26 protein-coding genes are annotated in these 25,869 nt (G+C 64.8%); 14 read left to right on the top strand and 12 right to left on the bottom strand.

The annotated features are described in order from the left end of the window. Positions 1-78: 78 nt before the first annotated feature. On the top strand, positions 79-1,176 hold the full coding sequence (locus FJ973_RS09840; protein WP_140555577.1) for a lactonase family protein: 1,098 nt from the start codon (positions 79-81) through the stop codon (positions 1,174-1,176). A gap of 297 nt (positions 1,177-1,473) precedes the next feature. Here the strand turns inward: FJ973_RS09840 and FJ973_RS09835 are convergent, their stop codons facing one another. The 3 genes from FJ973_RS09835 to FJ973_RS09825 all read right to left on the bottom strand — a co-directional run bounded on the left by FJ973_RS09835 (position 1,474) and on the right by FJ973_RS09825 (position 4,072). Further along, positions 1,474-2,463, bottom strand: a complete 990-nt coding sequence (locus FJ973_RS09835) for a Tim44 domain-containing protein (protein WP_140497638.1) — start codon at positions 2,461-2,463, stop codon at positions 1,474-1,476. 68 nt (positions 2,464-2,531) lie between these two features. After that, on the bottom strand, positions 2,532-2,828 hold the full coding sequence (locus tag FJ973_RS09830) for a zf-TFIIB domain-containing protein (RefSeq protein WP_140497640.1): 297 nt from the start codon (positions 2,826-2,828) through the stop codon (positions 2,532-2,534). Between the two features lie 254 nt (positions 2,829-3,082). Next, entirely contained in the window at positions 3,083-4,072 is a 990-nt protein-coding gene (locus FJ973_RS09825; protein ID WP_140555575.1) for a zinc-dependent alcohol dehydrogenase family protein, read from the bottom strand. 103 nt (positions 4,073-4,175) lie between these two features. Between FJ973_RS09825 and FJ973_RS09820 the strand changes: the two genes are divergently transcribed. Together FJ973_RS09820 and FJ973_RS09815 are read left to right on the top strand one after the other, a co-directional pair. Beyond that, positions 4,176-5,078: a LysR family transcriptional regulator gene (locus FJ973_RS09820; RefSeq protein WP_140514537.1), complete on the top strand. Its 903-nt coding sequence runs from the start codon at positions 4,176-4,178 to the stop codon at positions 5,076-5,078. Between the two features lie 142 nt (positions 5,079-5,220). Continuing rightward, entirely contained in the window at positions 5,221-6,867 is a 1,647-nt protein-coding gene (locus FJ973_RS09815) for an acetolactate synthase large subunit (protein WP_140555573.1), read from the top strand. A gap of 58 nt (positions 6,868-6,925) precedes the next feature. Here FJ973_RS09815 and FJ973_RS09810 read toward each other — a convergent pair whose 3' ends face one another. Next, positions 6,926-7,573 carry a GNAT family N-acetyltransferase gene (locus FJ973_RS09810; protein ID WP_181170888.1) on the bottom strand — a complete coding sequence of 216 codons (648 nt, stop codon included), beginning with the start codon at positions 7,571-7,573 and terminating at the stop codon, positions 6,926-6,928. 161 nt (positions 7,574-7,734) lie between these two features. On the opposite strand from FJ973_RS09810, the gene FJ973_RS09805 reads away from it, so the two are divergent. From FJ973_RS09805 to FJ973_RS09790, 4 genes are read left to right on the top strand one after another with little or no spacing between them, the layout of a single operon-like run. Next, entirely contained in the window at positions 7,735-9,036 is a 1,302-nt protein-coding gene (locus FJ973_RS09805; protein ID WP_140555572.1) for an ArgE/DapE family deacylase, read from the top strand. After that, positions 9,033-10,091: a phosphotransferase gene (locus FJ973_RS09800; RefSeq protein WP_140555570.1), complete on the top strand. Its 1,059-nt coding sequence runs from the start codon at positions 9,033-9,035 to the stop codon at positions 10,089-10,091. The genes FJ973_RS09805 and FJ973_RS09800 overlap by 4 nt, the downstream gene beginning before the upstream one ends. 6 nt (positions 10,092-10,097) lie before the next feature. Beyond that, positions 10,098-11,402, top strand: coding sequence for an aspartate aminotransferase family protein (locus FJ973_RS09795; protein ID WP_140555568.1), 1,305 nt, complete (start codon positions 10,098-10,100; stop codon positions 11,400-11,402). A 28-nt stretch (positions 11,403-11,430) separates the two neighbouring features. Beyond that, positions 11,431-12,087, top strand: a complete 657-nt coding sequence (locus FJ973_RS09790; protein ID WP_140555566.1) for a GntR family transcriptional regulator — start codon at positions 11,431-11,433, stop codon at positions 12,085-12,087. A gap of 32 nt (positions 12,088-12,119) precedes the next feature. On the opposite strand, the gene FJ973_RS09785 is transcribed toward FJ973_RS09790, so the two are convergent. From FJ973_RS09785 to FJ973_RS09765, 5 genes are read right to left on the bottom strand one after another with little or no spacing between them, the layout of a single operon-like run. Continuing rightward, complete coding sequence (locus FJ973_RS09785) at positions 12,120-13,418, bottom strand: FAD-dependent oxidoreductase (RefSeq protein ID WP_140555564.1); 1,299 nt, start codon at positions 13,416-13,418, stop codon at positions 12,120-12,122. Next, positions 13,415-14,392, bottom strand: coding sequence for a branched-chain amino acid ABC transporter permease (locus FJ973_RS09780; RefSeq protein WP_181167207.1), 978 nt, complete (start codon positions 14,390-14,392; stop codon positions 13,415-13,417). The genes FJ973_RS09785 and FJ973_RS09780 overlap by 4 nt, the downstream gene beginning before the upstream one ends. After that, positions 14,389-15,297, bottom strand: a complete 909-nt coding sequence (locus FJ973_RS09775; protein WP_140514550.1) for a branched-chain amino acid ABC transporter permease — start codon at positions 15,295-15,297, stop codon at positions 14,389-14,391. The genes FJ973_RS09780 and FJ973_RS09775 overlap by 4 nt, the downstream gene beginning before the upstream one ends. Then, positions 15,294-16,061, bottom strand: a complete 768-nt coding sequence (locus FJ973_RS09770; protein ID WP_140555562.1) for an ABC transporter ATP-binding protein — start codon at positions 16,059-16,061, stop codon at positions 15,294-15,296. Before FJ973_RS09770 ends, FJ973_RS09775 begins: the two co-directional genes overlap by 4 nt. Then, on the bottom strand, positions 16,058-16,858 hold the full coding sequence (locus tag FJ973_RS09765) for an ABC transporter ATP-binding protein (RefSeq protein ID WP_140520932.1): 801 nt from the start codon (positions 16,856-16,858) through the stop codon (positions 16,058-16,060). The genes FJ973_RS09770 and FJ973_RS09765 overlap by 4 nt, the downstream gene beginning before the upstream one ends. A 145-nt stretch (positions 16,859-17,003) precedes the next feature. Between FJ973_RS09765 and FJ973_RS09760 the strand changes: the two genes are divergently transcribed. From FJ973_RS09760 to FJ973_RS09735, 6 genes are all read left to right on the top strand, one after another. Further along, positions 17,004-17,732: a GntR family transcriptional regulator gene (locus FJ973_RS09760; RefSeq protein WP_140497664.1), complete on the top strand. Its 729-nt coding sequence runs from the start codon at positions 17,004-17,006 to the stop codon at positions 17,730-17,732. Positions 17,733-17,741: 9 nt separating this feature from the next. Then, on the top strand, positions 17,742-18,230 hold the full coding sequence (locus FJ973_RS09755) for a DUF3830 family protein (RefSeq protein WP_140555560.1): 489 nt from the start codon (positions 17,742-17,744) through the stop codon (positions 18,228-18,230). A 1-nt stretch (position 18,231) separates the two neighbouring features. Continuing rightward, positions 18,232-18,591 (top strand): TIGR04076 family protein, encoded by a 360-nt coding sequence (locus tag FJ973_RS09750; protein ID WP_140520931.1) that lies wholly within the window; start codon positions 18,232-18,234, stop codon positions 18,589-18,591. Beyond that, positions 18,588-19,643, top strand: a complete 1,056-nt coding sequence (locus tag FJ973_RS09745) for an aldo/keto reductase (protein WP_140555558.1) — start codon at positions 18,588-18,590, stop codon at positions 19,641-19,643. Before FJ973_RS09750 ends, FJ973_RS09745 begins: the two co-directional genes overlap by 4 nt. Next, entirely contained in the window at positions 19,640-20,071 is a 432-nt protein-coding gene (locus tag FJ973_RS09740) for a DUF4440 domain-containing protein (RefSeq protein WP_140555557.1), read from the top strand. Before FJ973_RS09745 ends, FJ973_RS09740 begins: the two co-directional genes overlap by 4 nt. 63 nt (positions 20,072-20,134) lie before the next feature. Next, positions 20,135-21,394 (top strand): ABC transporter substrate-binding protein, encoded by a 1,260-nt coding sequence (locus FJ973_RS09735; protein WP_140555555.1) that lies wholly within the window; start codon positions 20,135-20,137, stop codon positions 21,392-21,394. Positions 21,395-21,503: 109 nt separating this feature from the next. Here the strand turns inward: FJ973_RS09735 and FJ973_RS09730 are convergent, their stop codons facing one another. After that, positions 21,504-23,165, bottom strand: coding sequence for an alkaline phosphatase family protein (locus tag FJ973_RS09730; RefSeq protein WP_140555553.1), 1,662 nt, complete (start codon positions 23,163-23,165; stop codon positions 21,504-21,506). A 131-nt stretch (positions 23,166-23,296) separates the two neighbouring features. Here FJ973_RS09730 and pcaD point away from each other — a divergent pair, with 131 nt between their 5' ends. After that, the gene (gene pcaD / locus FJ973_RS09725) at positions 23,297-24,121 is read left to right on the top strand and encodes a 3-oxoadipate enol-lactonase (protein WP_140520927.1); all 825 of its coding nucleotides are present in this window, start codon (positions 23,297-23,299) and stop codon (positions 24,119-24,121) included. Here the strand turns inward: pcaD and FJ973_RS09720 are convergent. Beyond that, a complete protein-coding gene (locus FJ973_RS09720) occupies positions 24,111-24,974 on the bottom strand; it encodes a carbohydrate ABC transporter permease (protein WP_140497680.1) in 864 nt (287 codons plus the stop codon). The two genes, pcaD and FJ973_RS09720, sit on opposite strands and share 11 nt — an antisense overlap. Beyond that, the gene (locus tag FJ973_RS09715; RefSeq protein WP_140555552.1) at positions 24,971-25,861 is read right to left on the bottom strand and encodes a sugar ABC transporter permease; all 891 of its coding nucleotides are present in this window, start codon (positions 25,859-25,861) and stop codon (positions 24,971-24,973) included. Before FJ973_RS09715 ends, FJ973_RS09720 begins: the two co-directional genes overlap by 4 nt. Between the last annotated feature and the right edge of the window lie 8 nt (positions 25,862-25,869).

Below are 25,869 nucleotides of genomic sequence, written 5' to 3'. Positions count from 1 at the left end.
GTTGCGTTGCAAGCGAGGACGGGCGAAATTTTGGCTGTTTCCGCTGCGCTCGAGCGCCGGCGAAACAGGGAGGAAAACATGCGCGATGCCTGTCTGGTCTTTGTCGGCAGCCTGAACCGGGAGGCGCCCTATTTTCAGGGCGCACGCGGCGTCGGCCTCGGCGTCTACAGCTTCGACGAGGAGACGCTGGAAACACGAAAGCTGGCCGAGACCAGTGACATCGACAATCCGACCTTCCTTTCGGTGACGCCGGACGGTTCGCGCCTCTACGCCAATTCGGAAGTCTTCCCCTGGCGCGAAGGAACGGTTTCGGCCTACGGCTTCGACCGCGCCTCGGGCACGCTCACTTACCTGAACAAGCAGCCGTCACTCGGCAGCATCACCGCGCATAACACCATCACCCGCGATGGCACGAAGCTGCTGGTCGCCAATTACGGCATGGGCGAGGGCGGTCCGGATCGCGCAGTCGCGGTCTATGGCTTCGACGGCGATGGCGCCTTGTCGGCTCCTCTGGCTAGCGTTTCGCACAAGGGCACTGGCCCGAATCCAGCCCGGCAGGAGCGCTCGCATGCCCATAGCGTCACCGAAACCATCGCCGGCGGAACGGCCATTGTCGCCGATCTCGGCATCGACCGGCTGGTGTCCTACCGGATCGAGCACGATGGCAATCTGACCAAACTGGCCGAATCCGCTTTGCCGCCGGGCGCCGGTCCACGCCATCTCGCCTTGCATCCGAACGGCCGTTTTGTCTTCGTCATGAACGAGCTGGATTCGACCATCGTGTCGATGGCGCTGGACAAGGCAAGCGGCAAGCTCTCGACCATCGACGCCAGGCCGGCCGTGCCGGCCGAGGCGCGCCAGGCCAATCACTGCGCCGATATCCAGATCTCGCCCGACGGCCGCTTCCTCTACGGCTCCAACCGAGGCCATGACAGCGTGGTCATCATGGCCGTCGACCAGCAAAGTGGCGCGCTGAGCCTCGTCGGCTATGTCCCTTGCGGGGGCGCCACGCCGCGCAACCTGGCGCTGACGCCGTCCGGCGGCCACCTGTTCTCGGCCAACCAGAATGCCGACCGCATCTCGATCTTCGCGCGCGACGCCGAGAGCGGCGGGCTGACCGACACCGGCCGTGCCATCGAGATCGGCACGCCGATGTGCGTCAAGATCGTGCGGTGAACCGTGCGCGACATCGGCATCGAGCTTCGGACGGAAACGGGCCGGAGCTCAGGCCGGGCGATCCGGGTTGACGGGTGCCTTCGCCGGAGCTTGACGGAGCATTGAACGAAAAAAACCCGCCTGCGCGGCGGGTTCCTGGCGCAACTCAGCACCATAGATAAATATCTACCATAGTTGCCTTCACCCAGTCAAGAAAAAATTCCTATCTTGAGAGCTGCCGGCCATGGAAGGCTGCTGACACAGCCGGACCGGCCGTCGTCAGGTCGCCTTTGTCAACGCGAGTTCGCACGCTGGAGCTCAGGCCTGTTGGATTGCCGAGAGCTTCCAACTCGAGCCATTCTGACGCGTGAAGGTCCACAGCTCCGTCGTCTCCGTGGGATGATCCTCGTCGCCCTCGACGACCTTGCCGCTGGCCCGTTCGCGCATCACGTCGCGCGATTCATAACGCAGGGCCGCCGTGGCATAGTCGCGGTCATCCTCGCGCCAGCTTTCCGCGATGTCGGCCTGCAGGAGGGTGACGTCGGATACCTCGTTCCTGAGGCCCTTCTTCGCGTTGTCGGCCAGCTCTTCAGAGAGATAGGACACCATTTCGGGAGTCGTCGTCTTGCGCAACGCGGCATGATCCTCACGCCCGAACGCTTCCTGGACATCGCTCAACAGCTGCTGGAATGCGTCGAGGTCGGTCTGGGCGAGCCGGATTTCATCGGAACCGGTGGCCGCCGCGGAGCCTCCGCCTGAACCGCCGCCAAAGCCGGGAATGGCGAAAGAACGCGCATTGTTGGCATCGCTCTGTCCGGCTGCGCGGTTTTCAAATCGCGAGGCATTGCCGGCGCCGGCGAGCGCAGGGGCGGGGCCACGCGCGGATTGCGACCGGAAGAACCTGATTGCCAGCATGATGGCGCCACCGATCAGCACGGCCTGCAGCAGGAAACCGAACATGCCCGCCAGCCCACCGAAGCCCTGGCCCAGGAGCAGCCCGATCAGGCCGCCGATCAGCAGGCCGCGCATCATTGTTCCACCGAAGCCGCTCATGAAGCCGGGCCTCTGCGGGCCGGCCTGCGGCTGCCGGGCCGCGGTGTTCACGCCCGTATTGGGCGTCATCGAACGCTCGACCGGAGCGGTCGGCGCCGGAGCGGTCCTGGTCGGCGGCGCTGATTGGAACGTGCGCATGCCGCGGCTGCCGAAACTGCCGCCGCGACGGGCCTCGGCATGGTCTACCGCGACCATGGAGAATGCCAGGAACAGTCCGGCAAACAGGGCGGCAAATCGGCTTGTGCGGGAAATCATCTGGACGGACCTTTATCGATGGGTTTCGGAAATTCTCGACAGACGTCGGGCCGGCTACCGGCGTGCGGTCAATCGAACAGCTCTTCGAAGAACGATTTCTTCCGTTTCGGATAGCGGTGGCCCTGCGAGCGCGCATAGTCGTCATCGCGGTCCCGGCCATGCTGGGGCTGGGAGAACGCTGCCGGCTGTGGCGCGGGCGAGGCCTCCTTGGCCGATCGCTCGATGATCTTGTCGAGTTCGCCTCGGTCAAGCCACACGCCACGGCACTGCGGGCAATAATCGATCTCGATACCCTGGCGTTCGCTCATCACGAGCGCGACGCGGCAGGAGGGGCAAACCAATCCAAGAAGGGAAGACGATGTCATATGGGGCTCCAAACCAAAAGAGATGAGCCCGCTTGACCGAAAGGATGGAAACGGGCCCGTTAAAGCGGTCCGACATCACGGTCGCGAGATGCGACAGTCAGAGGGGCCCGGCCCGCATGCGAGAGTTAGGAATGGAGAACCGCGCCTTCAAGAGCGACATTGTCCGCGAGGATCGAATTTGTTCCCCATCGCTGACGTCATTGCGCTTCGAGCGTTGGGTACCGCGCCTGCGCCAACGACCCCGGCGTCCCTGCTCAGACCGTCACCACGATCTTGCCGAACTGCTCGTTCGATTCGAGATAGCGATGCGCCTCGACGATGTGCTCGAATGGAAAGGTCCTGTCGATGATCGGCTTCAGCGTGCCGGCCTCCAGCCCTTCGAGGATGAACGCCTTGGCGGCTTCCAGCTTCGCTGGGTCGCCGGTGATCTCGTGGACGAGGTAGCCGCGCAGCGTCAATGTCTTGCCAAGCACGGCGGGCAAGGGAAACGGCGTCGGCTCGGAGCTCAACCCGCCATATTCGATGAGAATGCCACCACGGGACATCGCCGCCGCGAGCGGCTCGAAAATCGGGCCGCCGATCGCGTCCAACACGATGCGCACGCCTCGCGGCCCGGCGATCCGGCGTAGCCGCGCCTCCAGATCCTCCTCGGCCAGGACCACGACTTCAGCCGCGCCGGCGTCGAGCAGGGCCTGCTTCTTCGTCGAGGTCCGTGTCACCGCGATCGCCGTCGCGCCGACGCTGTTGGCGATCTGGATCGCGGCAAGCCCGACGCTGCTCGAGGCTGCCGTGATGACGACGAAGTCCTCGTTGCGCAGCCTGGCGATGTCTATCAGCGCGCCATAGGCGGTGAGGTACGGCATCCACATCGCGGCCGCGGTCCGCCAGTCGAGTGATATCGGATTTTTGACGACGAGCCCGGCAGGATAGGTAACAAGCTCTCCGTAAGCCGGCCAGCGGATCATCGATTGCGGCGGGATGACGCTGACGGCATCACCCGGAGCCAGACCCGTCACGGCTTCGCCGACCGCTTCGATGAGGCCTGCGGCCTCCAGGCCAAGCCCGGAGGGCAGGGTGGGCGTCTCGATATAGGTGCCCGCGCGCAGCAGCGCCTCGGCGCGATTGAGGCCGAGCGCCTTGACGCGGATCTGAACCTCGCCCGGGCCGGGTAGGGGAAGATCCACATTTTCGATCCGCAGGACCTCGGGGCCACCATGCCGATGAAAGCGAACGACGCGCGCCATTCGGTCTACTCCTAATTGTCTGAACCGAAAGGAGCTATGCCGGTAAGATGAAGTCGGATAAATGGCCTTCGGAGCAGAACAGTAGAAACCAGGAGTTTCGAATATGGATCGCCTTGAGAGCATGGCCGTGTTCGTCAGGGCGGTCGACCTCGGCTCGTTCGCGGCGGCCGCGGCCGCACTCGATCTGTCCGGACCGATGGTCGGCAAACACGTCCGGTTTCTGGAGGAGCGTCTCGGCATGCGCCTGCTCAACCGCACCACGCGCCGGCAGAACCTCACCGAGTTCGGACGCGCCTACTACGACCGCTGTCGGCTGGTGCTGGCCGAGGCCGAAGCTGCCGATCAACTTGCCGCCGGCCAAATCTCGGAGCCGCGGGGCAAGCTGCGCGTCACCATGCCGGCGCATTTCGGCCGCCACTGCGTAACACCCGTGCTGCTGAAACTGGCGCGGCAATATCCGATGCTGGAACTCGATCTGTCGCTCAGCGACCGCTTCGCCGATCTTGCCGAGGACGGCTACGATCTTGCCATCCGAACCGGTGATCTGGAGGACAGGGCAGGCGTGATCGCGCGCCGCGTCGCGAGCCAGGACATGATTGTCTGTGCGGCGCCGTCCTATCTGAAAATTCAGGGCGAGCCACGGCGGATCGAAGATCTCGCCAATCATCATGCCATCGTATATCGCCGGCTCGGCCAAGCCGTTCAGCCTTGGCTGTTCCCGCGCGAAGGACAACCAGCACAGGAGATCATGCCCGGCAGCCGGCTGCGGCTCGACGATCTCGATGCCATCGCCGATGCTTCGGCCGAGGGCATGGGGCTCGCCTGGTTGCCATGGTGGCTGGTTCGCGAGCGCATTCAGGCAGGCGCGCTGGTCGAGCTCTTGCCGGACCAGCCGCGATATCTTTATGACTGCCACGCCCTTTGGCTGCAGACGCCTCACTTGCCGCTGAAAGTTCGGCTGGCCGTCGATGCGCTGGCGGCCGCCTTGCCGAAACGGATGGCTTGATCGCCAGCGCTCGCGGCCACTCTCGTTTTGGATCGCGCGGACATTCCGTGGAGAGGCGCCTCCGGCTCTTTGAGGCATCGCTTTCCAATGTGATATGGGGCAAAGCTGGCGGCATGCACGCGCATTGCGGGAGAGACGGTTGATGACCAAAGGTTCGGATCTGTTCGTGGCGGCCCTCGAGAACGAAGGGGTCGACCGGATATTCGGCATTCCGGGCGAGGAGAATCTCGACATCGTCGAATCCATCCGCCGCTCCTCGATCCAGCTCATCCTGACCCGTCACGAGCAGGCGGCCGCCTTCATGGCCGCGACCTATGGCCGGCTCACCGGCAAGCCAGGTGTGTGCATCACCACGCTCGGCCCCGGCGCGCTCAATCTGACGACCGGCTCGGCCTATGCGCTGCTCGGCGCCATGCCGATGATCATGATCACCGGCCAGAAGGGAATCCTGTCGTCCAGGCAGGCGCGGTTCCAGATCGTCGACATCGTCGCGGCGATGAAACCGCTGACCAAGCTGTCGCGCCAGATCGTCTCGCCCAAAATGATCCCCTCGCTGGTGCGCGAAGCCTTCCGCGTCGCGCAGGAAGAGCGGCCGGGTCCCGTGCATCTGGAACTGCCGGAAGACATTGCGGCGGCGGAGTGCGATCCGGTTCCGCTGGTGCCGACGCATCCGGTCGAACTGCCGCTGGCCGGTGCGGGCGCGCTCGACCGCGCCGCCCGCATGATCATCGAGGCCAAACGTCCGCTGCTGATGTTCGGCGCCGCGGCGTCGCGGCCGCGCGTCACGCCCGATGTCGCCCAGTTCGTGCTGCGCACCCAAATTCCCTATTTCACCACGCAGATGGGCAAGGGCACCGTGCCCGGCGGCACCGAACTCTACATGGGAACGGCGGCCCTTTCGGAACGCGACTACGTGCACGAGGCCATCGAACAGGCCGACCTGATCATCACCATCGGTCACGACACGGTCGAGAAGCCGCCCTTCATCATGGGCGTCAACGGGCCGAAGGTCATTCATGTCGGCTATCAAACCGCCGATGTCGAGCAGGTCTATTTCCCACAGACCGAGATCGTCGGCGACCTCGGCCCTTCGCTGGCGCTGCTGGCGGATCGCATCGAGGGCAAGATCCCCAACGCGCAGGCCCTGTTGCCGTTGCGCGAAGGCATTCTGAGCCGCATCGCCGCGCGCGCCACGGAAGACCGCTTCACGCCGCAACGCATCGTGCATGACGTGCGCGCCGTGATGCCCGCCGACGGGATCCTTGCCCTCGACAACGGCATGTACAAGATCTGGTTCGCGCGCAATTACCGCACGCGCATGGCGAATACGCTGCTGCTCGACAATGCGCTGGCCACCATGGGCGCGGGGCTGCCGTCGGCGATGATGGCGGCACTGCTCTATCCGCAGCGCCGCGTCATGGCCATCTGCGGCGACGGCGGCTTCATGATGAACAGCCAGGAACTGGAGACCGCCGTCCGGCTCAAGCTCAATCTTGTCGTCCTGCTGCTCGAGGACCACGCCTATGGCATGATCCGCTGGAAGCAGGCGGTCGACGAGTTTCCGGATTTCGGCATGACCTTCGGCAATCCCGATTTCGTCAAGTACGCCGAGGCTTATGGCGCCAAGGGAACCAGGGTCGGCGCGATCGCCGAATTCCGGCCGGCGCTGGAACAGGCTTTTGCCGGCGGCGGCGTGCATCTCGTCGTCGTGCCCATCGACTATTCCGAAAACATCAGGGTGCTCGTCGACGAATTGCGTGAGCGGCTGCCAGCGGTGCAGGCGACCTGACGGCGGCCGGCGCCAAGGCTGTCGATGCCGAGATGCCTGGCTGGTTGTGAAGGCGTTTTCATCTGGCGTCGGGGGACCAGTCCGTCTCGATCAAGGGAATCTGCGGCGCCGCATCACGCGGCAACGTTCCCTTGGTCCTGGGGTCGTCGGCGATTTCGAAGCCGGTCGCAAAGGGCTCAAATCCGCAGGCCCTGTAGAAACCGATGACACTGTGATGGTCGAAGCTGCTGGTATGAAGCCAAATGCGGCTGGGCCGGAGACGCCATGCCTGGTCGAGCGCGCCGGCCATCAGCCGCTTGCCGAAGCCACGGCCGGTCAAGGAGGGGAACAGGCCGAAATAGGTGATCTCGATCTCGTTGTCCTCGGCCACCGAGAACTCGACCATGCCGACATGGGCGCCGCTTTCATCATGGCCGTAATAGAGATGCTGGCGCGGATCGGCGAAATGCGCGGCGATCTCGGCATCCGACATTTCGGCGGCGCGATCCCAGAGCCAGGGAGCGCCGATCTCCAGGAAGATTGCACGGTAGGAAGCACTGTCGGGTTTCGCGATCCTTGTCATGGTCAACGGCCGCGCGAGACCCGGCACCGGCGCGCGCGCTTCCATCCATGTCACCGCATTGACGATCTTGCCGGCCGGCACGCGCCGATAGCCGATCGTCAGATTGGTGATTTCATCAGGCAGTCTGCCTTCGGTGACCAACATCTGTCCTCGACCTTCCCATGGGCATGCGAGAAGCTGATGCCAACTCTGCGCTCGCCTGCCAAGGGGTTCTCGGGGTGGTCAAGATTTTTGGCCCACCTGTCCCTTACATTTCACGGTAATGGCATATGAGATATGATACACCATCGAAGGGAAAGCGAAATATGCTTGAGCGAATTGCCGACGAGGCCATTTTGGACGCGGTCGACGAGGGCTTCGCGCGGCAGGTGGAATTCCTTGCGAACCTCGTGCGTTTTCCCTCGCAACGCGGCGAAGAACACGCGGCGCAATCCTTCATGGCAGCCGCGTATGAAGCAGATGGCTATACGGTGGACATGTGGCGTGTCGATGTCGATGCGATTCGCGACCTGCCGGGCTTTTCGCCCGTGGCCGTCTCCTATGAGGACGCCTTCAACGTCGTCGCCACCCACACGCCGCGAAACGCGACCGGCCGCTCGCTGATCCTCAACGGCCATATCGACGTCGTGCCGACGGGGCCGCTCGATCGCTGGCTGCGCGATCCCTATGACCCGGTCATCGAGGATGGCTGGATGCATGGCCGCGGCGCCGGCGACATGAAAGCCGGGCTCTCGGCCTGCCTCTACGCGCTGGCCGCACTGCGCCGCCTCGGCTATCAGCCGGCCGCGAAGGTCTTCCTGCAATCGGTGGTCGAGGAAGAGTGCACCGGCAACGGCGCGCTCGCTTGCCTGCAGCGCGGCTACCGCGCCGACGCAGCCTTCATTCCTGAACCCCTGGAGCCGAAGCTGATGCGGGCGCAGGTCGGCCCGATCTGGTTTAGGGTCGAGGTCAACGGCGATCCCCGGCATGCGTCGGGCGCTTTCTCGGCCGGCGCCAATGCCATCGAAAAGGCTTTCCTCATCATCCAGGCGTTGAAGCAGCTCGAAATCGTCTGGAACGCGCGCAAGGTCGACGACAGGCATTTCTGCGATCACCCGCATCCGATCCGTTTCAATCTGGGCAAGATCGAAGGCGGCGAGTGGACATCGAGCGTTCCCGCGCGCTGCGTGTTCGAGATGCGTGTCGCCACCTATCCCGGCCAGAAGCTGGAGGATGCCAGGGCCGAGCTCGAGGCCTGCATCGCCGACGCGGCCCGCGCCGATCCGTTCATGGCCAACCGCCCGCCCAGGATGGTCTACAACGGCTTCATGGCCGAGGGCTATGTGCTGGAGGGCGCCGACGAGATGGAAACCGTGCTGCGTCGTAGCCATGCCGCCGTCTGGGGCGAGCCGCTGCAGGAACACGTCACCTCTGCCACCACGGATGCGCGCTTCTTCGGCCTCTACGCCGACACGCCGGCCATCGTCTACGGTCCGATCTGCCGCATGCCGCATGGCTATGACGAAGCGGTGGACCTTGATTCCGTACGCAAGGTCACCCAGACAATCGCACTGTTCATCGCCGACTGGTGTGGGCTGGAGCCTGTCGACCCCGAGGCAAGGCCATGACCGGCGCCGTGACCGATGCATTCGGCGAGACGCTGGCCGAGGACGCGCCCGATGTCTCGATCGCCGATGCGCTTGCCATCCTGCGCCAGCACTACGGCCTTGCCGGCACCGCTCAGCCCTTGCCCGGGGAGCGCGACCACAATTTTCACATCCGCACCGATGGCGAGGGCGAGTTTGTCCTGAAAATCTCGCATCCGGCGGAAGAGGCCGGCTTCACCGATTTCCAGAACAAGGCGCTGGACCACATCCTTGCGGTCGATCCCGCCTTGCCGGTTCCCTCGGTGCGCAAAAGCCTCGATGGAGATGCGCAGTTCGCCGTCAGCATCGGCGGTTCGCAGCCGCGCATCATCCGGCTGGTCACCTATCTGCCCGGCCAGTTGCTTTCGCGCTCGCCTGTATCGCCTGCGCAAGATCGTAATCTCGGCATCTTCCTCGCTCGGCTCGGCAGGGCACTGCGCGGCTTTTTCCACCCGGCCGCCGGCAGCGACCTTTTGTGGGATATCCGCAAGGTCGCCAAGACGCGGCCCATGCTGGCACATATCGCCGATGCCGGGCGCCGGGCCATGGTCGAGCGCGTCATCGATGCCTTCGAGGAGCACGCCGCACCCGTCATCCCCAGCCTGCGCGCCCAGATCGTCCACAACGACATGAACTCGTACAATGTGGTGATGGACGCATCGCGGCCCGAGATCGTCAGCGGCATCCTCGATTTCGGCGACATGATCCATTCGCCGCTGATCTGCGATCTCGCCGTCGGCGCCGTCTATCGCTGGCCAGCCGACGGTCACCCGCTGGCGCCCGCCGCACGCTTCGTTGCTGGCTACCAGTCGGTGCAGCCGCTCGAGGCCGAGGAGATCGGCATCCTGTTCGACCTGATCCGTGCCCGCTTGGCTCTCATCGCCAACATTGCCACCTGGCAGGCGGAGCGCTTCCCGGCCAAGCGCGACTATGTGCTGCGCCTCATCACCGAGGTCTGGGCCTCGCTCGAGCGGCTGGACGGACTGTCACACAGCGATGCCCGCCGTTATTTCCTCGATCATTCCAATCCGGAGTAGACGCTCGTGTCCCAATCCTCGCCCGCAAATGCCTCCGCCGATGCCGGTGCATCAGCATCCGCGCTGCTCGAGCGCCGTGCCAGGCTGCTCGGCCCGACCTATCGCGCCTTCTACCGCAACCCGATCCATCTCGTGCGTGGCAGCGGCGTCTGGCTCTACGATGCCCAGGGTCGCAAGTATCTCGATGCCTACAACAACGTCGCTTCGGTCGGGCACTGCCACCCGCGCGTCGTCGAGGCGCTGTCGGGGCAGGCGGCCACGCTCAACACCCACACGCGTTATCTCAGCGAAATCATCCTCGACTACGCGGAAAGACTTCTCGGCACGCTTCCGCCTCATCTCGGCCATGCCATGTTCACCTGCACCGGCAGCGAGGCCAACGATCTCGCCATCCGCATCGCTCAGCATTCGAGCGGCAATACCGGCGTGATCATCACCGATTTCGCTTATCATGGCGCCACCATCGCCACGGCGCAGCTGTCGCCGGCAGCGGTCGGGGCAAAAGGCGTGCCCGCGCAGCACAGGACCGTGGCAGCGCCGGATACGTTTCGCGACCGGGGCCGGGCCGCGCGCGATTTCGCCAGGAATGTCGCCGCCGCCATCGAGGACATGCGCGCACAGAACGTGCGCCCGGCGGCGCTGCTGCTCGACTCGGCATTTTCCAGCGACGGAATTTTCTTCCCCGATGCATCGGTGATGCGCGAGGCGGCCGATCACGTCAGGAAGGCGGGCGGCATCGTCATTGCCGACGAAGTCCAGTCCGGCTTCGGCAGGCTTGGCCAGGGCATGTGGGGTTTCGCCAATTACGGCCTCGAGCCCGACATCGTCACCATGGGCAAGCCGATCGGCGACGGGCATCCGATGGCCGCGGTCATCGTGCGGCCGCAGCTTGTTGCCTCCTTCGGTTCCAACACCGGCTACTTCAACACATTCGGCGGCAATCCTGTCGCCGCCGCCGTCGGCATCGCGGTGCTCGACGTGATCGAAGGCGAGGGGCTGGTCGAGAATGCGCGCACGGTTGGGGCCTATACGGGCGAGCTGCTGCGCGCCTTGCAGGGTCGCCACGCCATGGTCGCCGATGTCAGGCATAACGGTCTTTATTTCGGCGTCGAGTTGACTGCGGAGGGGGACGAGGCGCTGGCCTCCACCAGGACGTCGGCGGTCGTCGAAGCCATGCGCGAGGACGGCGTGCTGATCTCGTCGTGCGGTCCGCGCGGCAACGTGCTGAAGATCAGGCCGCCGCTGCCGTTCGCCAGGGACAATGCCGAGCAACTTGCCGAAACGCTCGATCGCACCCTGTCGCGCTGGTGAGGGGATAGGAAAGGGGGCGGCGATCGACATGCTGAAGCTCGAACATCAGACCCTGAACGACCGCGCCTATGGCGCGCTCAAGCAGGAGCTGATTTCGGGCGGCTTCAGCCCGGGCCAGACATTGGTCATCCGCAAGCTTGCCGAGACGTTCGGCATTTCGACGACGCCGATCCGCGAGGCGCTGCAACGGCTCGTCGCCGAGCGGCTTCTGGAATTGCAGAACAACCGCTCGATCATCGTGCCCTTGCTGTCTGCCCCCGCCTTCGAGGAACTGACGCGCATCCGCGTCGCGGTGGAGGGGCTGGCGGGCGAGATGGCCGCCTCGCGCATCACCGAAGACGGGCTGGTCGACATACAGGCCACGCTGGCGGGCATGCAGCGCGCGATCGAGGCGGGCGACGCCGGGGCCTATCTCGCGCTCAACGAGGCCTTCCACTTCGCCATCTACCGGCATGCCGGCGCGCCGATCCTCCTCAACATGATCCGTGATCTCTGGGGGCGGGTTGGGCCCTATCTCAAGCTCCTGATGCAGGCTGAGCGCTACAAACCCCAGTCGAACGAGGCGCATCGCAAGATCGTGGCGGCATTGGCGCAGCGCAACGGCGCCGACGTCAGGACCTCCATAGAACAGGACATCGCCACGGCGGCAGCGGTGCTGGCGGGGAACCTTCGCGCGGCCGAATGACGACGCGATCCCGTCGCGCCCCGGCGATCGGCCTATCCGGTCTTGTCCAGCCGGTCGCGAAGCATGCTCCACGGCAGCAGCGCGTTCGGCGCGAAGCGCAGCAGGCTGTGGAACGGCATCGGCGACGGTGGCCCGAAGGGCAGCGGCAGATCGCGGGCGTCGGTTCCACCAGCCCAATCCGCAAGCACCTTGCCCAGGGCCGTGGTCATGGCGATGCCGCGGCCGTTGCAGGCGCGACCCGCGATCAGCCCCGGTCCGAGATCGATGAGGTGGGGCAGGAAATCGGGTTCGACCGCAGCCATGCCCGACCAGCCATAGGCGAGCGGCGGCAGGTCCGGGAGCTCGAGATGCCGGGCCAGCCGCCGCCGGATCGTCTGCGGCAGGCGTCGTTCCGCACCCGCGCCGAAGACATGCATGCCGCCGCTGATCAGCCGGTTTTCGGCATCGAAGCGGTAGGTGAAGAGATTGCGTCTCGTGTCGCCGACGCCTTGCCCGTAGGGCAACAGGCGGCTGCGCACCTCGCGCGGCAGCGGCGCCGTCGCGATTTGGAAGATTTTCAGCGGGAAATAACTTTTCCGAAGCTCCGGATTGAGCCGTCCGCCATAGGCGTTGGTGGCGATCAGCACCTTTCCGGTGCGCACCGAACCCGTTTGCGTCTTCAGCGACCAGCCGTCCGCGATAGGGTCGATCGCGACGACGCGCGTGTGCTCGAACAGACGCGCGCCGGCTTTTTCCGCCACGTCGGCCAGGCCGCGCGCATAGGCGACCGGATTGAGCACGCCGCCGGAACGGTCCATCCAGCCGCCGGCATAGCCGCGCGCGCCGGTTAGCGCCTCCGTTTCTTGCCGGTCCAACACGACAGCCGGCCGGCCGCGCTGCGCCCATTGCCCTGCGCGTGATTTGACCTTTTCGAGCGCAACAGGGGAATGTGCCGGCTGGATCCAACCGCTCTGCACCGCGTCGCACTCGATGCCGTGCCGCCTGATCAGGCCGAAGACCAGATCGGCGCTGCCGGCCGCGAATTCGATCAGCCTCTCGCCGCGCTCGGGTCCAAGATGGGCCTTTATCGCATCCGGATCCATTTTGGCGAAGTTCGGCACGATGAAGCCGGCATTCCTGCCGGTAGCGCCCCAGGCGATGGTTTCGGCCTCGAGAACGGCGACCGAAAGACCTCTGGCCGCGGCATGCAAGGCCGTCGAAAGGCCGGTGAAGCCGCCGCCGACGATGGCAAGGTCGACATCGAGCTCGCCTTCCAGCGCCGGGCGGAGGCGGGTCTCACGGCTGACCGCGTGCCAAAGCGAAAGCGCTTCCTGCCGGGCCATTGCGGTCACGAGCCGCTCTCGCCGGCGGCCACCTTCGCCCGCTTGCCGAGCCGTGCCCGCCGCGGCCGTTCCCCGAACAGTCCGTTGGGGCGGACCAGGAGGATAATGCACAGCATGACGCCGATTGCCACGATCTGCAGGGATGCGGCGCGGGCCTGTTGCTCCGGCGGGAACAGCGCGCTGGTGAGCGTGCCCGACCCGGCCCATATCCCCCAGACCAGGATGCTGCCGATGACGGCACCGGCATTGCTGCCCGAGCCGCCGACGATCAGCATCACCCAGACCTGGAAGGTCAGGATCGGCAGGTAATTGTCCGGCGCAATGAAGCCGGTGAAATGCGCCTGCAAGGCGCCCGCTAGGGCCATGATGGCGCCGCCGACCGCGAAGGCCTGGACACGGTAGAAGCGCGCGCTCTTGCCGAGCGAGATCGCCGCCCGCTCGTCCTCCCGCAGCGCCTTCAGCACCCGGCCCCACGGGCTGCGAGACAGGTGCTCCAGCGCCAGATAGGCGACCAGCGTGACCGCCGAGACGACGGCAAGGTTCGACAGGTTGAACAGCAGCGGCGTCTCGGCGAGGCTGCCGAAAGGGCGCGGGATGAAGCCGATGCCGAACGGACCGCCGGTCAGTTTCTGCGCATTAAGCGCGACCAGTTGCACGACCACGGCGACGCCGAAGGTGGTGATGGCAAGGTAGTCGGATCTGAGCCGCAACGTGGCGATGCCCGTCAGGGCCGCGGCGATGCCGCCGACGACCATGGCGCCGACCCAGCCGGCCAGGATCGGTAGCCCAAAACCGCCCAGACGCGCGGCATCGTCCGGCGTCGTCAGCAGCGCCGATGTATAGGCGCCGATGGCGACGAAGCCGGCGAGCCCGACATTGAAGAGCCCAGTCAGCCCCCATTGCAGATTGAGCCCCAGCGTGACCAACGAAAAGATCAGCGCCGTGGTCAGGAAGAAAGCGCCATAGCCGAGCAGGTCCATCAGCGTTCCTTCACACCAAAAAGGCCGATCGGCCGCACGAACAGCACCGCCATCAAGATGATGAAGGAGACCGCGGCGCGCCATTCGGCGCCGATCAGTTGCACCGCGGCGGCCTCGGTGAGCCCGATGATCAACCCGCCGAGCACGGCGCCCGGGATGCTGCCGATACCGCCCAGAATGGCGGCCGCGAACATCGGCAGCAGCATGTCGAAGCCCATGAATGGGCGGATCTGCACCAGGATGCCGATCATCACGCCGGCGACGCAGGCAAGCGCTGCGCCGAGGATCCAGGTGACGCGCACCACCTTGGCGACATCGATGCCGACGACGCGGGCAAGTGCTGCATTCTGGCTCAGGGCCTGCATGGACCGGCCGGTCTGCGTGCGCGTCATCAACAGGTGTACGCCCAACACCAGAATCGCCGTCAGCAGCAACAGCGCGATCTGGTCCGGCGTGATGCGGATGCCGAAGCCGACCGGCATGGCGATCTGGATGGCGCGGCTGAAATAGGTCGGGCGTGAGGTGAAGGTGAACTCGAGCAGGCTTCGCAGCGCCATCGAGGCGCCGAAGCTTGCCATCACCACGATGATGGCCTGGCCCTGGGAGCGCAGCCGCGCGAACAGCACTTTGTCGAGCAGCAGCGCCAGCAGGGCGGTGAATGCCATGCCGACGACCAGCGCGACGATGAGAGGCCACCCGAAGGAAAGCGGGGCGATCGGCACCACCTTGCCGATCGTCGCGCCGATGGCGCCTACGACGGCCAGCGTCGCATAGGTGCCCCAGGCCATGAAGTCGCCATGGGCGAAGTTCGAGAAGCGCAGGATCGAATAGGTCAGCGTCACGCCGATGGCGCCGAGGCCTATCATCGAGCCGGTCAGCAATCCGTCGACGATGAATTGCAGGTTCATGCCGCACTTCCCTTGCCTGAAGGCGCGGCCTTGCCGGCACTGTCCGAGCGCTGGCCAAGATAGAGCTCGGCGACCACCGGATCGCTCCACAGTTCAGCGGCGATGCCCTCGTGCCGGTCCTTGCCTTCGACCAGCACATAGGCGCGGTCGCCGATGGCGAGCGCCGCCTTGGCGTTCTGTTCGACGAGAAGGATGGTGACGCCGGACTTGCGGATGCCGGCCAGCATCTCGAACACCATCGAGACGAATTTCGGCGACAGGCCGGCCGACGGCTCGTCCAGCACCAGCACCTTGGGGTGGACGATCAGCGCCCGCGCCACGGCCAGCATCTGGCGTTGCCCGCCCGACAGATTGCCGGCGGCGATGCGGCGCTGGCGCGCCAGGTCGGGGAAGGTCGCGTACATCTCGTCGATGCGGGCGGGAACCCCGCGGCGCTCGATGATGCCGCAGGCAACCCTGAGATTGTCGTCGACCGACATCAGTGGAAACACGTTCTCGGTCTGAGGCACGAAGGCGAGCCCAAGCCGCACCATGGTGTGGGCCGGTGCGGTGGTGATATCCTTGCCGTCGAGGAGAACGGTGCCGCCGGTGACCGGGACGAGACCGGCAATTGCCTTGATCAGGCTCGACTTGCCGGCACCGTTGGGGCCGAGAACGACGACGATTTCGCCCTTCCTCACCGTGATCGAGGCACCGCGCACGATCGGCACGCCGGGCTCGTAACCGGCTTCGAGGTTGCGGACGTCAAGCACGGTCCCGCTCATGCCGCGCCCCCGAGATAGGCCTCGATGACGCGCGGATCGCGCGCCACCTCGTCGGCCGTGCCCTCGCACAGAAGCTCGCCGCCCGCCATCACCAGGACGCGATGGCAAAGCCGCGTCACCATGTCGATGTTGTGCTCGATCAGAAGAAAGGTGATGCCGCTTCTGTTGATGTCGCGGATGCGGTCGATGATGACTTCGAGCAGCGTGGCGTTGACGCCGGCCGCGGGCTCGTCGAGCAGGATGATCGCCGGGTCGGCCATCATCACACGGGCAAGTTCGAGCAGTTTGCGCTGGCCGCCCGAAAGCACCCGCGCCGGTTCGTGCGCCAGCCGGGTGAGCGAGACGAGTTCAAGCAGTTCGGCAGCCTTCTCGGCGGCTGCCTTCTCTTCGGCGGCGACCCGCCACGGGATCAGGAAATTGGCGAGCAGCCGCTCCCCTGCCTGACGTTGCGCGGCGAGCATGACGTTTTCGATCAGCGTGAGATTGGGCAAGGGCCGGGGAATCTGAAAGGTGCGCCCAAGACCGCGGCCAATGCGCAGGTGCGCTGCTTCGCCGGAGACGAGCGCCCCGTTGAGACGTATCTCGCCGCTTGTAGGCAGGATGCTGCCGGCGAGCAGGTCGAACATCGTCGTCTTGCCGGCGCCGTTGGGGCCGATCAGGCCGAGGATCTCGCCCGGGCGGACCTCGAACGAAACATCGTTGACGGCGACAAGGCCGCCGAAACGCCGCACGACGTTCTTTGCTGCCAGAACCGGCGCCTGGGTCTCCGTCCCATGCCGTTTCGCCGTGTCGTTCATCAAGCCCTCTGGCCGAAGCGATCTTTGCCGCTTTCTGATTTTTTGATTTGTGATCACACTTGCTTTGATCACGCTAATCAGCTTTAATTTTCTCCGCAAGCCGAAAACAGGCCAGGCCGTCGAAAAGGCCAAGATCGGGAACGCCATGCAAAGGGCTGCTGTCGAGCGCACCAACGAGGTCATCGCCGCGCAACTCGCGCCGGTCGGCCGCGAGACGGTGCAGGACCGCGTCTATTCCGAATTGCGCAGGGCGCTGATTGGCGGTCTCTTCGAGCCGAGCCAGGTTCTGACCATACGCGGCCTTGCCGATGCGCTGGTCACGTCTACCATGCCGGTGCGCGAGGCGCTTGGGCGGCTGATCACGGAAAAGGCGCTGGAAGCGCTTCCAAACCGCTCGGTGCGGGTGCCGCCGATCACGCTGGAACGCATCGACGACCTCCTGCGCGCCCGTGCCCTGATCGAAGGCGAGGCAATCGCGCTTGCCGCCGCGCGCATGGATCCGCGTCAGATCGCCACCATCGAAACTATTCTCGGTGAATGGGACGAGATGCGGGCGCTGAAGCACAAGAAGGATGTCGACCGCGAGGTGACGCTCAATCAGAGCTTTCATTTCGAAATCTATCGCGCCTGCGGTTCCGCCGTGCTGATCCCGATGATCGAGAGCCTCTGGCTGCAATCGGGACCATGCATCCGAGTTGCAATCTATGCCTTTTCCGAGGCCGGCGAAGTCGACACCGCCCATTATCATCGCAGCATCGTCGCCGCGCTTGCGGCGCAGGATGCCCAGGCCGCACGCGAGGCGCTGGTGGCCGACATCAGCCGCCCTTTCGCTTTCCTGCGCGACAAGCTGAAGTTGACGGCAAAAGCGGAGTGAATGCCTGATATGACCAGACGCATCATCAGGATCACCGAGCCGCATTCCGAGCTGTCGGTGACGGCGCAGTTGCTGCCGGAAAAAGCGCCAGAGAACGCAACGTTCCTGTGGTCTTACCTGGCCGAGCCGCGCGTCGTCGCGGGCATTCATGCCATGTGGACCGGCCCGGAAATCTCCTGTCCGATCCCCGCGGCGCATCTGGACGGCGAGGCCTTTGCCCAGGCCTTGCCGGCGGAGAACGCGACGCTGACGCCGCAGCCCGGCGACATCGTGCTTTCCTATGTGCCGCCGCGCATGTGGGGCGGCAACCCGCATGCGATCTTCGACATCGGCCTGTTCTACGGGCAAGGCGCGCGCCTGCTGCTTCCGATCGGCTGGCTGGCGGGGAGCGTCGTTGCGCAGGTGCTGCCTGAGCAACGCGATCAGTTCGCATCTGCCTGCGGCATCATTCGCCGCAATGGCGCCTGCGACGTCACCTTCGCGCGGCTGGAGAGCTGAAATGGCTGAACGCGACGACAGCTTCGAACTTTTCGACCTCCGCGTCGAGGCTGTCGTCCCCGAGGGCAAGCCGGTGTATTGCGGCGCCAAGCCCGGCGACTATTTCGAGCTGAAGGGCGAGATGCTGTCGATGCCGGCGGGCCAGGGATTTTCGATCTATTCCATAGCGGCCGTGCTGCCGCTGCTGGCGGCGAAGCAGCGCCCCACCCATGCCAATGACTGGATGACCTCGGATGCCGAGATCGCCTGTCCCGATCCCAATTGCGCCAGCAGGCTCAGGATCGTCAGGACCGGCAAACGGCGGTTCAGTCACGCCGAGACCACGGCGGTGCCGCTGCCGAAGGAGAGTGAGCAGAGATGACCGCCAAGACTTTCGAACTCAACCCCGGCTACACCATCTCGCGCGTCATTCGCGGTGGCTGGCAGTTGGCCGGCGGCCACGGCGCGGTCGACCGTCAGCAGGCGGTATCTGACCTGATCGCCACGTTCGACGCCGGCATCTGGACCTATGACTGCGCCGATATCTACACCGGCGTCGAGGAGCTGATCGGAGCGGCGCGGCTGCGTCTGGCCAACGAACGTGGTCTCGATGCCGCCGCCAGGATGAGGGTGCACACCAAGCTGGTGCCGGACCTCGAGCGGCTCGCCGGCATCAGCCGCGACTACATCAGAGGCATCGTCGACCAGTCTCTGCGCCGGCTGAAGACCGAACGGCTCGACCTCGTGCAGTTCCACTGGTGGGACTATTCAGTGCCTCGCTATGTCGACGCGATGGGTTGGCTCGACGAGCTCCGGCTGGAAGGCAAGGTGCGCAATGTCGGCACCACCAATTTCGATACGCAGCGCCTTGGCGAGATCCTGTCGGCCGGCGTGCCAGTCGTCAGCCAGCAACTGCAATACTCGGTCCTCGACCAGCGTCCGGCGGCGAGCCTCGCCGCGCTCGCCGCGCGCAACGGCGTCAGCTTTCTCTGCTACGGTTCGGTGGCCGGCGGCTTTCTCGGCGACAGATGGCTCGGCGTCGCCGAGCCGGACATGCCGCTCGAAAACCGCTCGCTGGTCAAATACAAGCTGATCATAGACGATTTCGGCGGCTGGGAGCTCTTCCAGGCCCTGCTCAGTGTGCTGAAGCGCATCGGCGACCGCCACGGCGTCGACATCGCCACTGTCGCCAGCGCCTGGGTGCTCGAGCAGCCGCAAGTGGCGGCCGTCATCGTCGGCGCCCGCAACCAGGCGCATGCGCTGGCCAATGCGAAGATCATGGATGTCGCGCTCGGGGCCGAGGACCGGGCGGAGATCGGCGCCGTGATCGCCCAGAGCCGTGGTCCCCTCGGCGACGTCTACACGCTGGAGCGTGACCGTCACGGCCGCCACGGCTCGATCATGCACTACAACCTCAACGCGGCCCGGCCATGAGCGCCACCACCGAAAGGCTGTTTTCGCGGGCCAGCACCGAAATCGTCGAGTTGCATCGCTTCTTCGTCGACTGGTTCGTCGCATCGCGCGCCGGCAAGGCCGATTTCAGCCGCTTCGAACGCGTCATGGGCGAAGGCCTGGCCATGGTCACGCCTGACGGCACGGTCCTCGATCGCGATGCGGTGGTCGACCATGTCCGCGCAAGCCGCGCTTCCTGCGACGAAGCCTTCGCCATCTCGATCGAGGACATCCGGCCGGGCTGGCAAACCGGCGACGCGATCGTCGTGCTCTATGTCGAGGCGCAGTTGCGAGGCGGCAAGCATAGCCGCCGTCAGTCGAGTGCGCTCTTCACCACCAATCCATCGGCGCCCAACGGCGTCGAATGGCGACATCTGCATGAAACCTGGCTGCAGATGCCGGAAAGCTGAACAGGCTCCAGGCGTGAAATTTGGTTCGTGTAACTCAATTCGTGTAGCTCAAGGGGAACAACAATGAGAAAGACGATACTCCAACTCACCACCGCGCTCGCTCTCGTGACGATCGCCGGCACGGCACATGCCGCCGACTGCAAGATCACGGTCGGCCTGGTCATGGAATTGACCGGACCGGCCGGTGAATACGGCCAGGCCGGCGCGAAATCGGTCGAGATGGCCTTCCGCGACATCAACGACGCCGGCGGCGTTCGCGGCTGCGATCTGGTGACCGACACGCGCGACAGCCAGAGCCAGGGCAATATCGCCGTCGATGCGGCGACCCAGTTGGTTCAGGTCAAGAAGGTGCCGGTGATCATCGGCGGCATCATCTCCTCGGTGTCGATCCCGATCCTGACCTCGGTCACCGCCCCGGCCAAGATCGTGCAGGTCTCGCCGGCTTCGTCCTCGCCGACGCTGACCGCACTCGGGCGCGATGGCAAGACCAACGGCATCTTCTTCCGCACCATCACCTCCGATGCGCTGCAAGGCGTGGCCGCCGCGAAATACGCCATCGACAAGGGCTTCAAGAAGCTGTCGATCATCCATGTCAACAATGATTTCGGGGTCAACATGGTGGCCGAATTCTCGCGCGCCTACAAAGCGCTCGGCGGCACCGTCGTCTCCGACACGCCCTACAACGAGAAGCAGTCGAGCTATGCCTCGGAAGTGACGGCGGCCATGGCCGGCGAGCCCGACGGGCTTTATCTCGTCAGCACGCCGGTCGACGGCGCCACCGTCGCCCGCACCTGGATTTCGCAAGGGGGCGTGCAGAAATTCCTGCTCAATGACGGCATGAACAGCCCGGACTTCATCGAGTCCGTCGGCGCCGACTATCTCAAGGAGGCCTATGGCACCTCGTCCGGCACCAGCCCGACCGCCTCCACCGACTACTTCACCAAGAACTACAAGGAGTTTTCGGGCATCGAACCGTCCAATCCTGCGGCCGACCGTTCCTATGATGCCGGCGCCATTGTCGGCCTGGCAATCGCCATCGCCGGCTCAGAGGATCCGGCCAAGATCAAGGACGCCATGTACAAGGCGGTCGATCCGGCTGGCGCGCCGATCTTTGCCGGCAAGGACGAGTTCGCCAAGGCGCTCGGATTGATCAAGGAAGGCAAGCCGATCCGCTACGAAGGTGTCATCGGCCCGGTCGCCTTCGACAAATATGGCGACATCACCGGTCCGTTCCGCCTGTGGAAGATCGTCGAGGGCAAGGTAACGACCGACGGTGAAATGACCACCGACGACGTCAATGCCCTGCAGGCGAAACTCCAATAGGCCGTCACATCAGGCAGCCCGGCATCGATCTCTCGATGCCGGGCTGCTCGCAACCTGCCTTGGCCTTGCGCTCTGAAATTCATGTCGTCCACAACAAGGGCTGCGGGCTTCATTCTCCCGACCCGCGTGACAGCCAGCGCCTGCGTCTTTCGCGCTGTTCGGCGAGCTCGGCCTCGTCCCAGTAGCCGATCAGCACGCCGGGCTCGATCAACGGATCGAAGTGCCGCATCCTGTCGTCGTTTCCCGTCAGCCATTCCTCGGCGGCGGTGATGCGGTTGTTGGGCAGCGCCAGCCAGCGGAACAGCGCCTGCCGCAGTCGTTCGATGTCGGCCGCCGCCGATGCTTCGGTGCCGAGGTCGCGCAGCTCGTCCGGATCACCGTGCAGATCGAAGAACATCGGCGCCAGGCCCTCGCCATGGACCAGTTTGAAGCGGCCGTCGGTGATCATGTAGAGCTTGCAGTCGGCGACCGGCATAGCGAGCTTCAGCCGCGCGGCATCGCCGCCATAATCGTACTCGCTCACCGCGTGCCGCCGCCAGTTCACGTCCTGGCCTGCCAGCAGCGGCAGCAGCGACCGGCCCTCGAGAACATGCGGCTTCGCCTTGCCGCCGAAGAAGTCGAGGAAGGTGGGCGCGAGGTCGATCATCTCCACCAGCGCATCGGACGTCGTGCCGCGCGTCGCGTCGGCCTGCCGGCGCGGATCGCAGACGATCATCGGCACCTTGGCCGCGACGTCGTGGAACAGGTATTTTTCGCCCAGCCAATGGTCGCCGAGATAGTCGCCGTGGTCGGAGGTGAACACGATCATCGTGTTGTCGAACAGGGCGCGCTGCTCCATGAACTCGAACAATCCGCCCAACTGATCGTCGATCTGCCTGATCAGGCCCATATAGCAGGGAACGACCCTTTCGCGGACCTCGTCGCGGGAGAAGTTCCTGGAATAGCGCTCCTGCTGGAAGGCTTCGAAGATCGGGTGAGGCGAGACGCGTTCTGCTTCGCTGCGCACGACCGGCTTTATGTCGGCCTTGCCGTACATGTCGTGATAGGGCGCCGGCACGATGTAGGGCCAGTGCGGCTTGATGTAGGAGAGATGCGCGCACCAGGCTTCGCCCCTTGCCTCGGCCTCCTCGATGAAGCGCATGGCGCGGCGCGTCATGTAGGGCGTTTCCGAATGCTCCTCGGGAATGCGCGCCGGCTTGTCGGCATGGACGAGCAGCCAGCCGTTGAAATTCTCGCCGTTCTCGCCTTCACCGGAATTGGCCCAGTGCTCCCACGGATTGGCGGCATCGAAGCCGTGCTCGCGCAGATATTGGTCGTAGGCCGGGTCGGGATCGTAGGCGGACGACGGATGCAACCCGTCGTCGCGCTCGAACGGTTCGAAGCCGCATTCGGCGACGCGCACGCCTATGATGGACGTCTTGTCGATGCCGAGGCGCTCCATGCCTTCCTCGTCGGCCCTCATATGCGTCTTGCCGATCAGCGCGCAGCGCACGCCGATCTCGCGCAGATGCTCGCCGAGCGTAGGCTCGCCGACCCTGAGCGGCACGCCGTTAAGCGTCGATCCGTGCGAGCGGACATAGCGGCCTGTATAGGCACTCATGCGCGAGGGCCCGCACACGGTCGATTGCACATAGGCGTTGGTGAAGCGCACGCCGCGGCTGGCCAGCCGGTCGATATTCGGCGTGTGCAGGGTCTGGTGTCCGGCGCAGCTCAAATAGTCGAAGCGCAGCTGGTCGCACATGATGAAAAGGACGTTGCGGCGGTCTGTCATTGGTCGTCCGTCATTGTGGTTCGCGCAAGACCGGTGTGCCAGAACGGCCGATGTCCTACAACGATGCCTCAAAATATCATTTTACCCAACCAGATGCCTCATGCACTGTGGGAGCCGGGAGGGTCGAAATCGTGCCGTTCGTCACCATTGGCGGCCTTGCGCTGCACCACCGCTATGTCGAGGCGACCGGCACCGCGCGGCCGGTGATCTTCATCAATTCGCTGGGTACCGATTTGCGCATCTGGGACGATGTCATCTCGCAATTAAGCGGTGACATGCCTCTGCTGGTCTACGACAAGCGCGGCCACGGACTTTCCGATATCGGCAGCGGCATCCGGTCGATCGATGATCATGTCGACGATCTCCTGGGCCTCATCGATCATTTCGATCTCGGCAGGGTCGTGCTGTTCGGCCTGTCGGTCGGTGGCTTGATCGCGCAGCGGCTCTATACCCGTCATCCCAGCTGCGTTGAGGCTCTGATCCTGTCCGACACGGCGCACAAGATCGGCACGGACGAGAGCTGGAATAAGCGTATCGCCACCGTCGAGCGCGACGGGATCGAGGCGATAGCCGACGGTGTGATGGAAGCATGGTTCACGCCCGGCTTCCATGCCGCGCGTGCGGCCGACCTTGCCGGTTGCCGCAATATGCTGACCAGGCAGGCGCTGCCGGGTTACATCGGGACATGCATGGCGGTCCGCGACGCCGACCTCACCGAGGCCGCGCGGCGTATCGCGGTGCCGACACTTTGCATGGTCGGCGACCAGGACGGCTCGACACCGCCCGATCTCGTCCGCTCGCTGGCAGCGCTGATCCCCGGCGCCCGCTTTGAAATCATTCCTAATGCCGGCCATATTCCCTGCATCGAACAGCCGGAGGCGGTGGTCGCGCTGATCCGCGATTTTGTCGCGTCGCCTCCTCCGGGGCAGAAACCTTTGAGCGCGGCTACCCCTTGATCGCCGAGCCGACGATGGAATCGACGAAAAAGCGCTGCAGCAGGACGAAGAGGATGAGCGGCGGCAGCACGGCAAGCGTCGCGCCGGCCATCACCAACCCGGTGTTGACGGCGCCTCTGTTGTAACTCAACAGCCGGCTGAGGCTGATGACGATCGGATAGGCGTCGGCGTTGCCTTGCAGCACGGTCAGCGGCCACAGATAGCTGTTCCAGTGATAGACGAAGGCAAACAGCGCCAATGCCGCGATCGCCGGCGCCACGCTGGGCGCCACGATCTTGAACAGGATCAGCAGTTCGGAGGCGCCGTCCATGCGCGCAGCGTCGATCAGATCGTCAGGCACGCTTGCAATGAACTGGCGCATCAGGAAGATACCGAAGGCATTGGCGAGGTTGGGCACGATGATGCCGGCGAGGCTGGCATTGAGGCCGATCGAGCCGACGAGGCGATAGAGCGGGATCAGCGTCACGATCGGCGGCAGGAACATGGTCGCGATCAGCACCGAGAACAAAAGCGAGCGGCCGGGGAAGTGGTATTTGGCGAAGGCGTAGCCGGCCATCATGCTGGTGATGAGGATACCGGCTGTGGTGATCGAGGCGATGACCAGGGAATTCCACATAGAACGGCCGACATTGACCACGCCCGAAACTTTCCCGTAGGCGTCGAGGCTCGGCGTGTGCGGGATCCACACCGGCGGCACCTGCATGCTCTCGGCCGGAGTCTTGAGACTGGACAGAACCATCCAAACCAGCGGAAAGGCCGACGCCACGGCCACGAGCAGCATGAGCGTGGCCAGCAGCGCCTTGCGGCCGGCGGGGCGTCTGCGCGGCAACCGGCTCGACGATCCCGCGCTCATTCCTGATCCTTCCGGTTGGCAAAGGCGAACAGAGCGCAGACCACGACGATCAGCGACAGCATCAGCATGACGGCCATGGCCGAACCCAGTCCGCCCTGCGCGCGCTCGATGCCGACGCGGCGTATGTGATAGGTCAAGACATTGGTCGAGCCGACCGGCCCGCCCTGCGTGATCAGCGCCACCGGCTCGAACACCTGCACGGCGTTGATGATGGCGATCACCGCGCTGAACAGGAGTGTGCGCCGCAGCAACGGCAAGGTGATGAAGCGGAACTGCTCGAACCGGTTGGCGCCGTCGAGTTTTGCCGCCTCGTAGAGGCTGCCGGAAATCTGGGTCAGCCCCGCAATAGCCAGCACCGTGAAATAGCCGACCTGCTGCCACACATTGAGCAGGACGATCGAGATCAGCGCCGAGCGCGGGGACGATAGAAAGGGCTGCGGGCCGACGCCGATCAGGCCGAGCATCTGGTTCAGCGGCCCTTCACCAGGCGAATAGAGTTTCGACCACACCAGCGCCACCGCGATCATCGGTACCACATAGGTGGAAAACAGCACGGTCCGCAGCGCCGTGCCGCCGCCAACATCGTGCTGGTGGACCATCAGCCCGAAGGCGACCGAGAGCGGCAGGATGAGGATGACGGAAAGCGCGGTGTAGATGGAGGTGTTGATCAACGCGCCCTTGAAGTCGCGTCCGACCGATGAGGCGCCGAAAATCTCGCGAAAATTGTCGAAGCCAATGAAGGCCGCATTGGAAAAAGGCGTCTGCGTCGACCAGTCCTGGAAGGATAGCCAGACGGTGAGCAGCATCGGCAACAGGATGAAGATGCCGATCAGCGTCACGGCGGGCGCCAGCATGATGCCCGCCGAGGCACGGTACCTGTTGATCATGGTTCGGT

The sequence above is a fragment of the Mesorhizobium sp. B2-1-3 genome (genome assembly GCF_006442495.1).
GTDB lineage: Bacteria > Pseudomonadota > Alphaproteobacteria > Rhizobiales > Rhizobiaceae > Mesorhizobium.
This window is presented reverse-complemented; position numbering and strand designations above follow the sequence as displayed.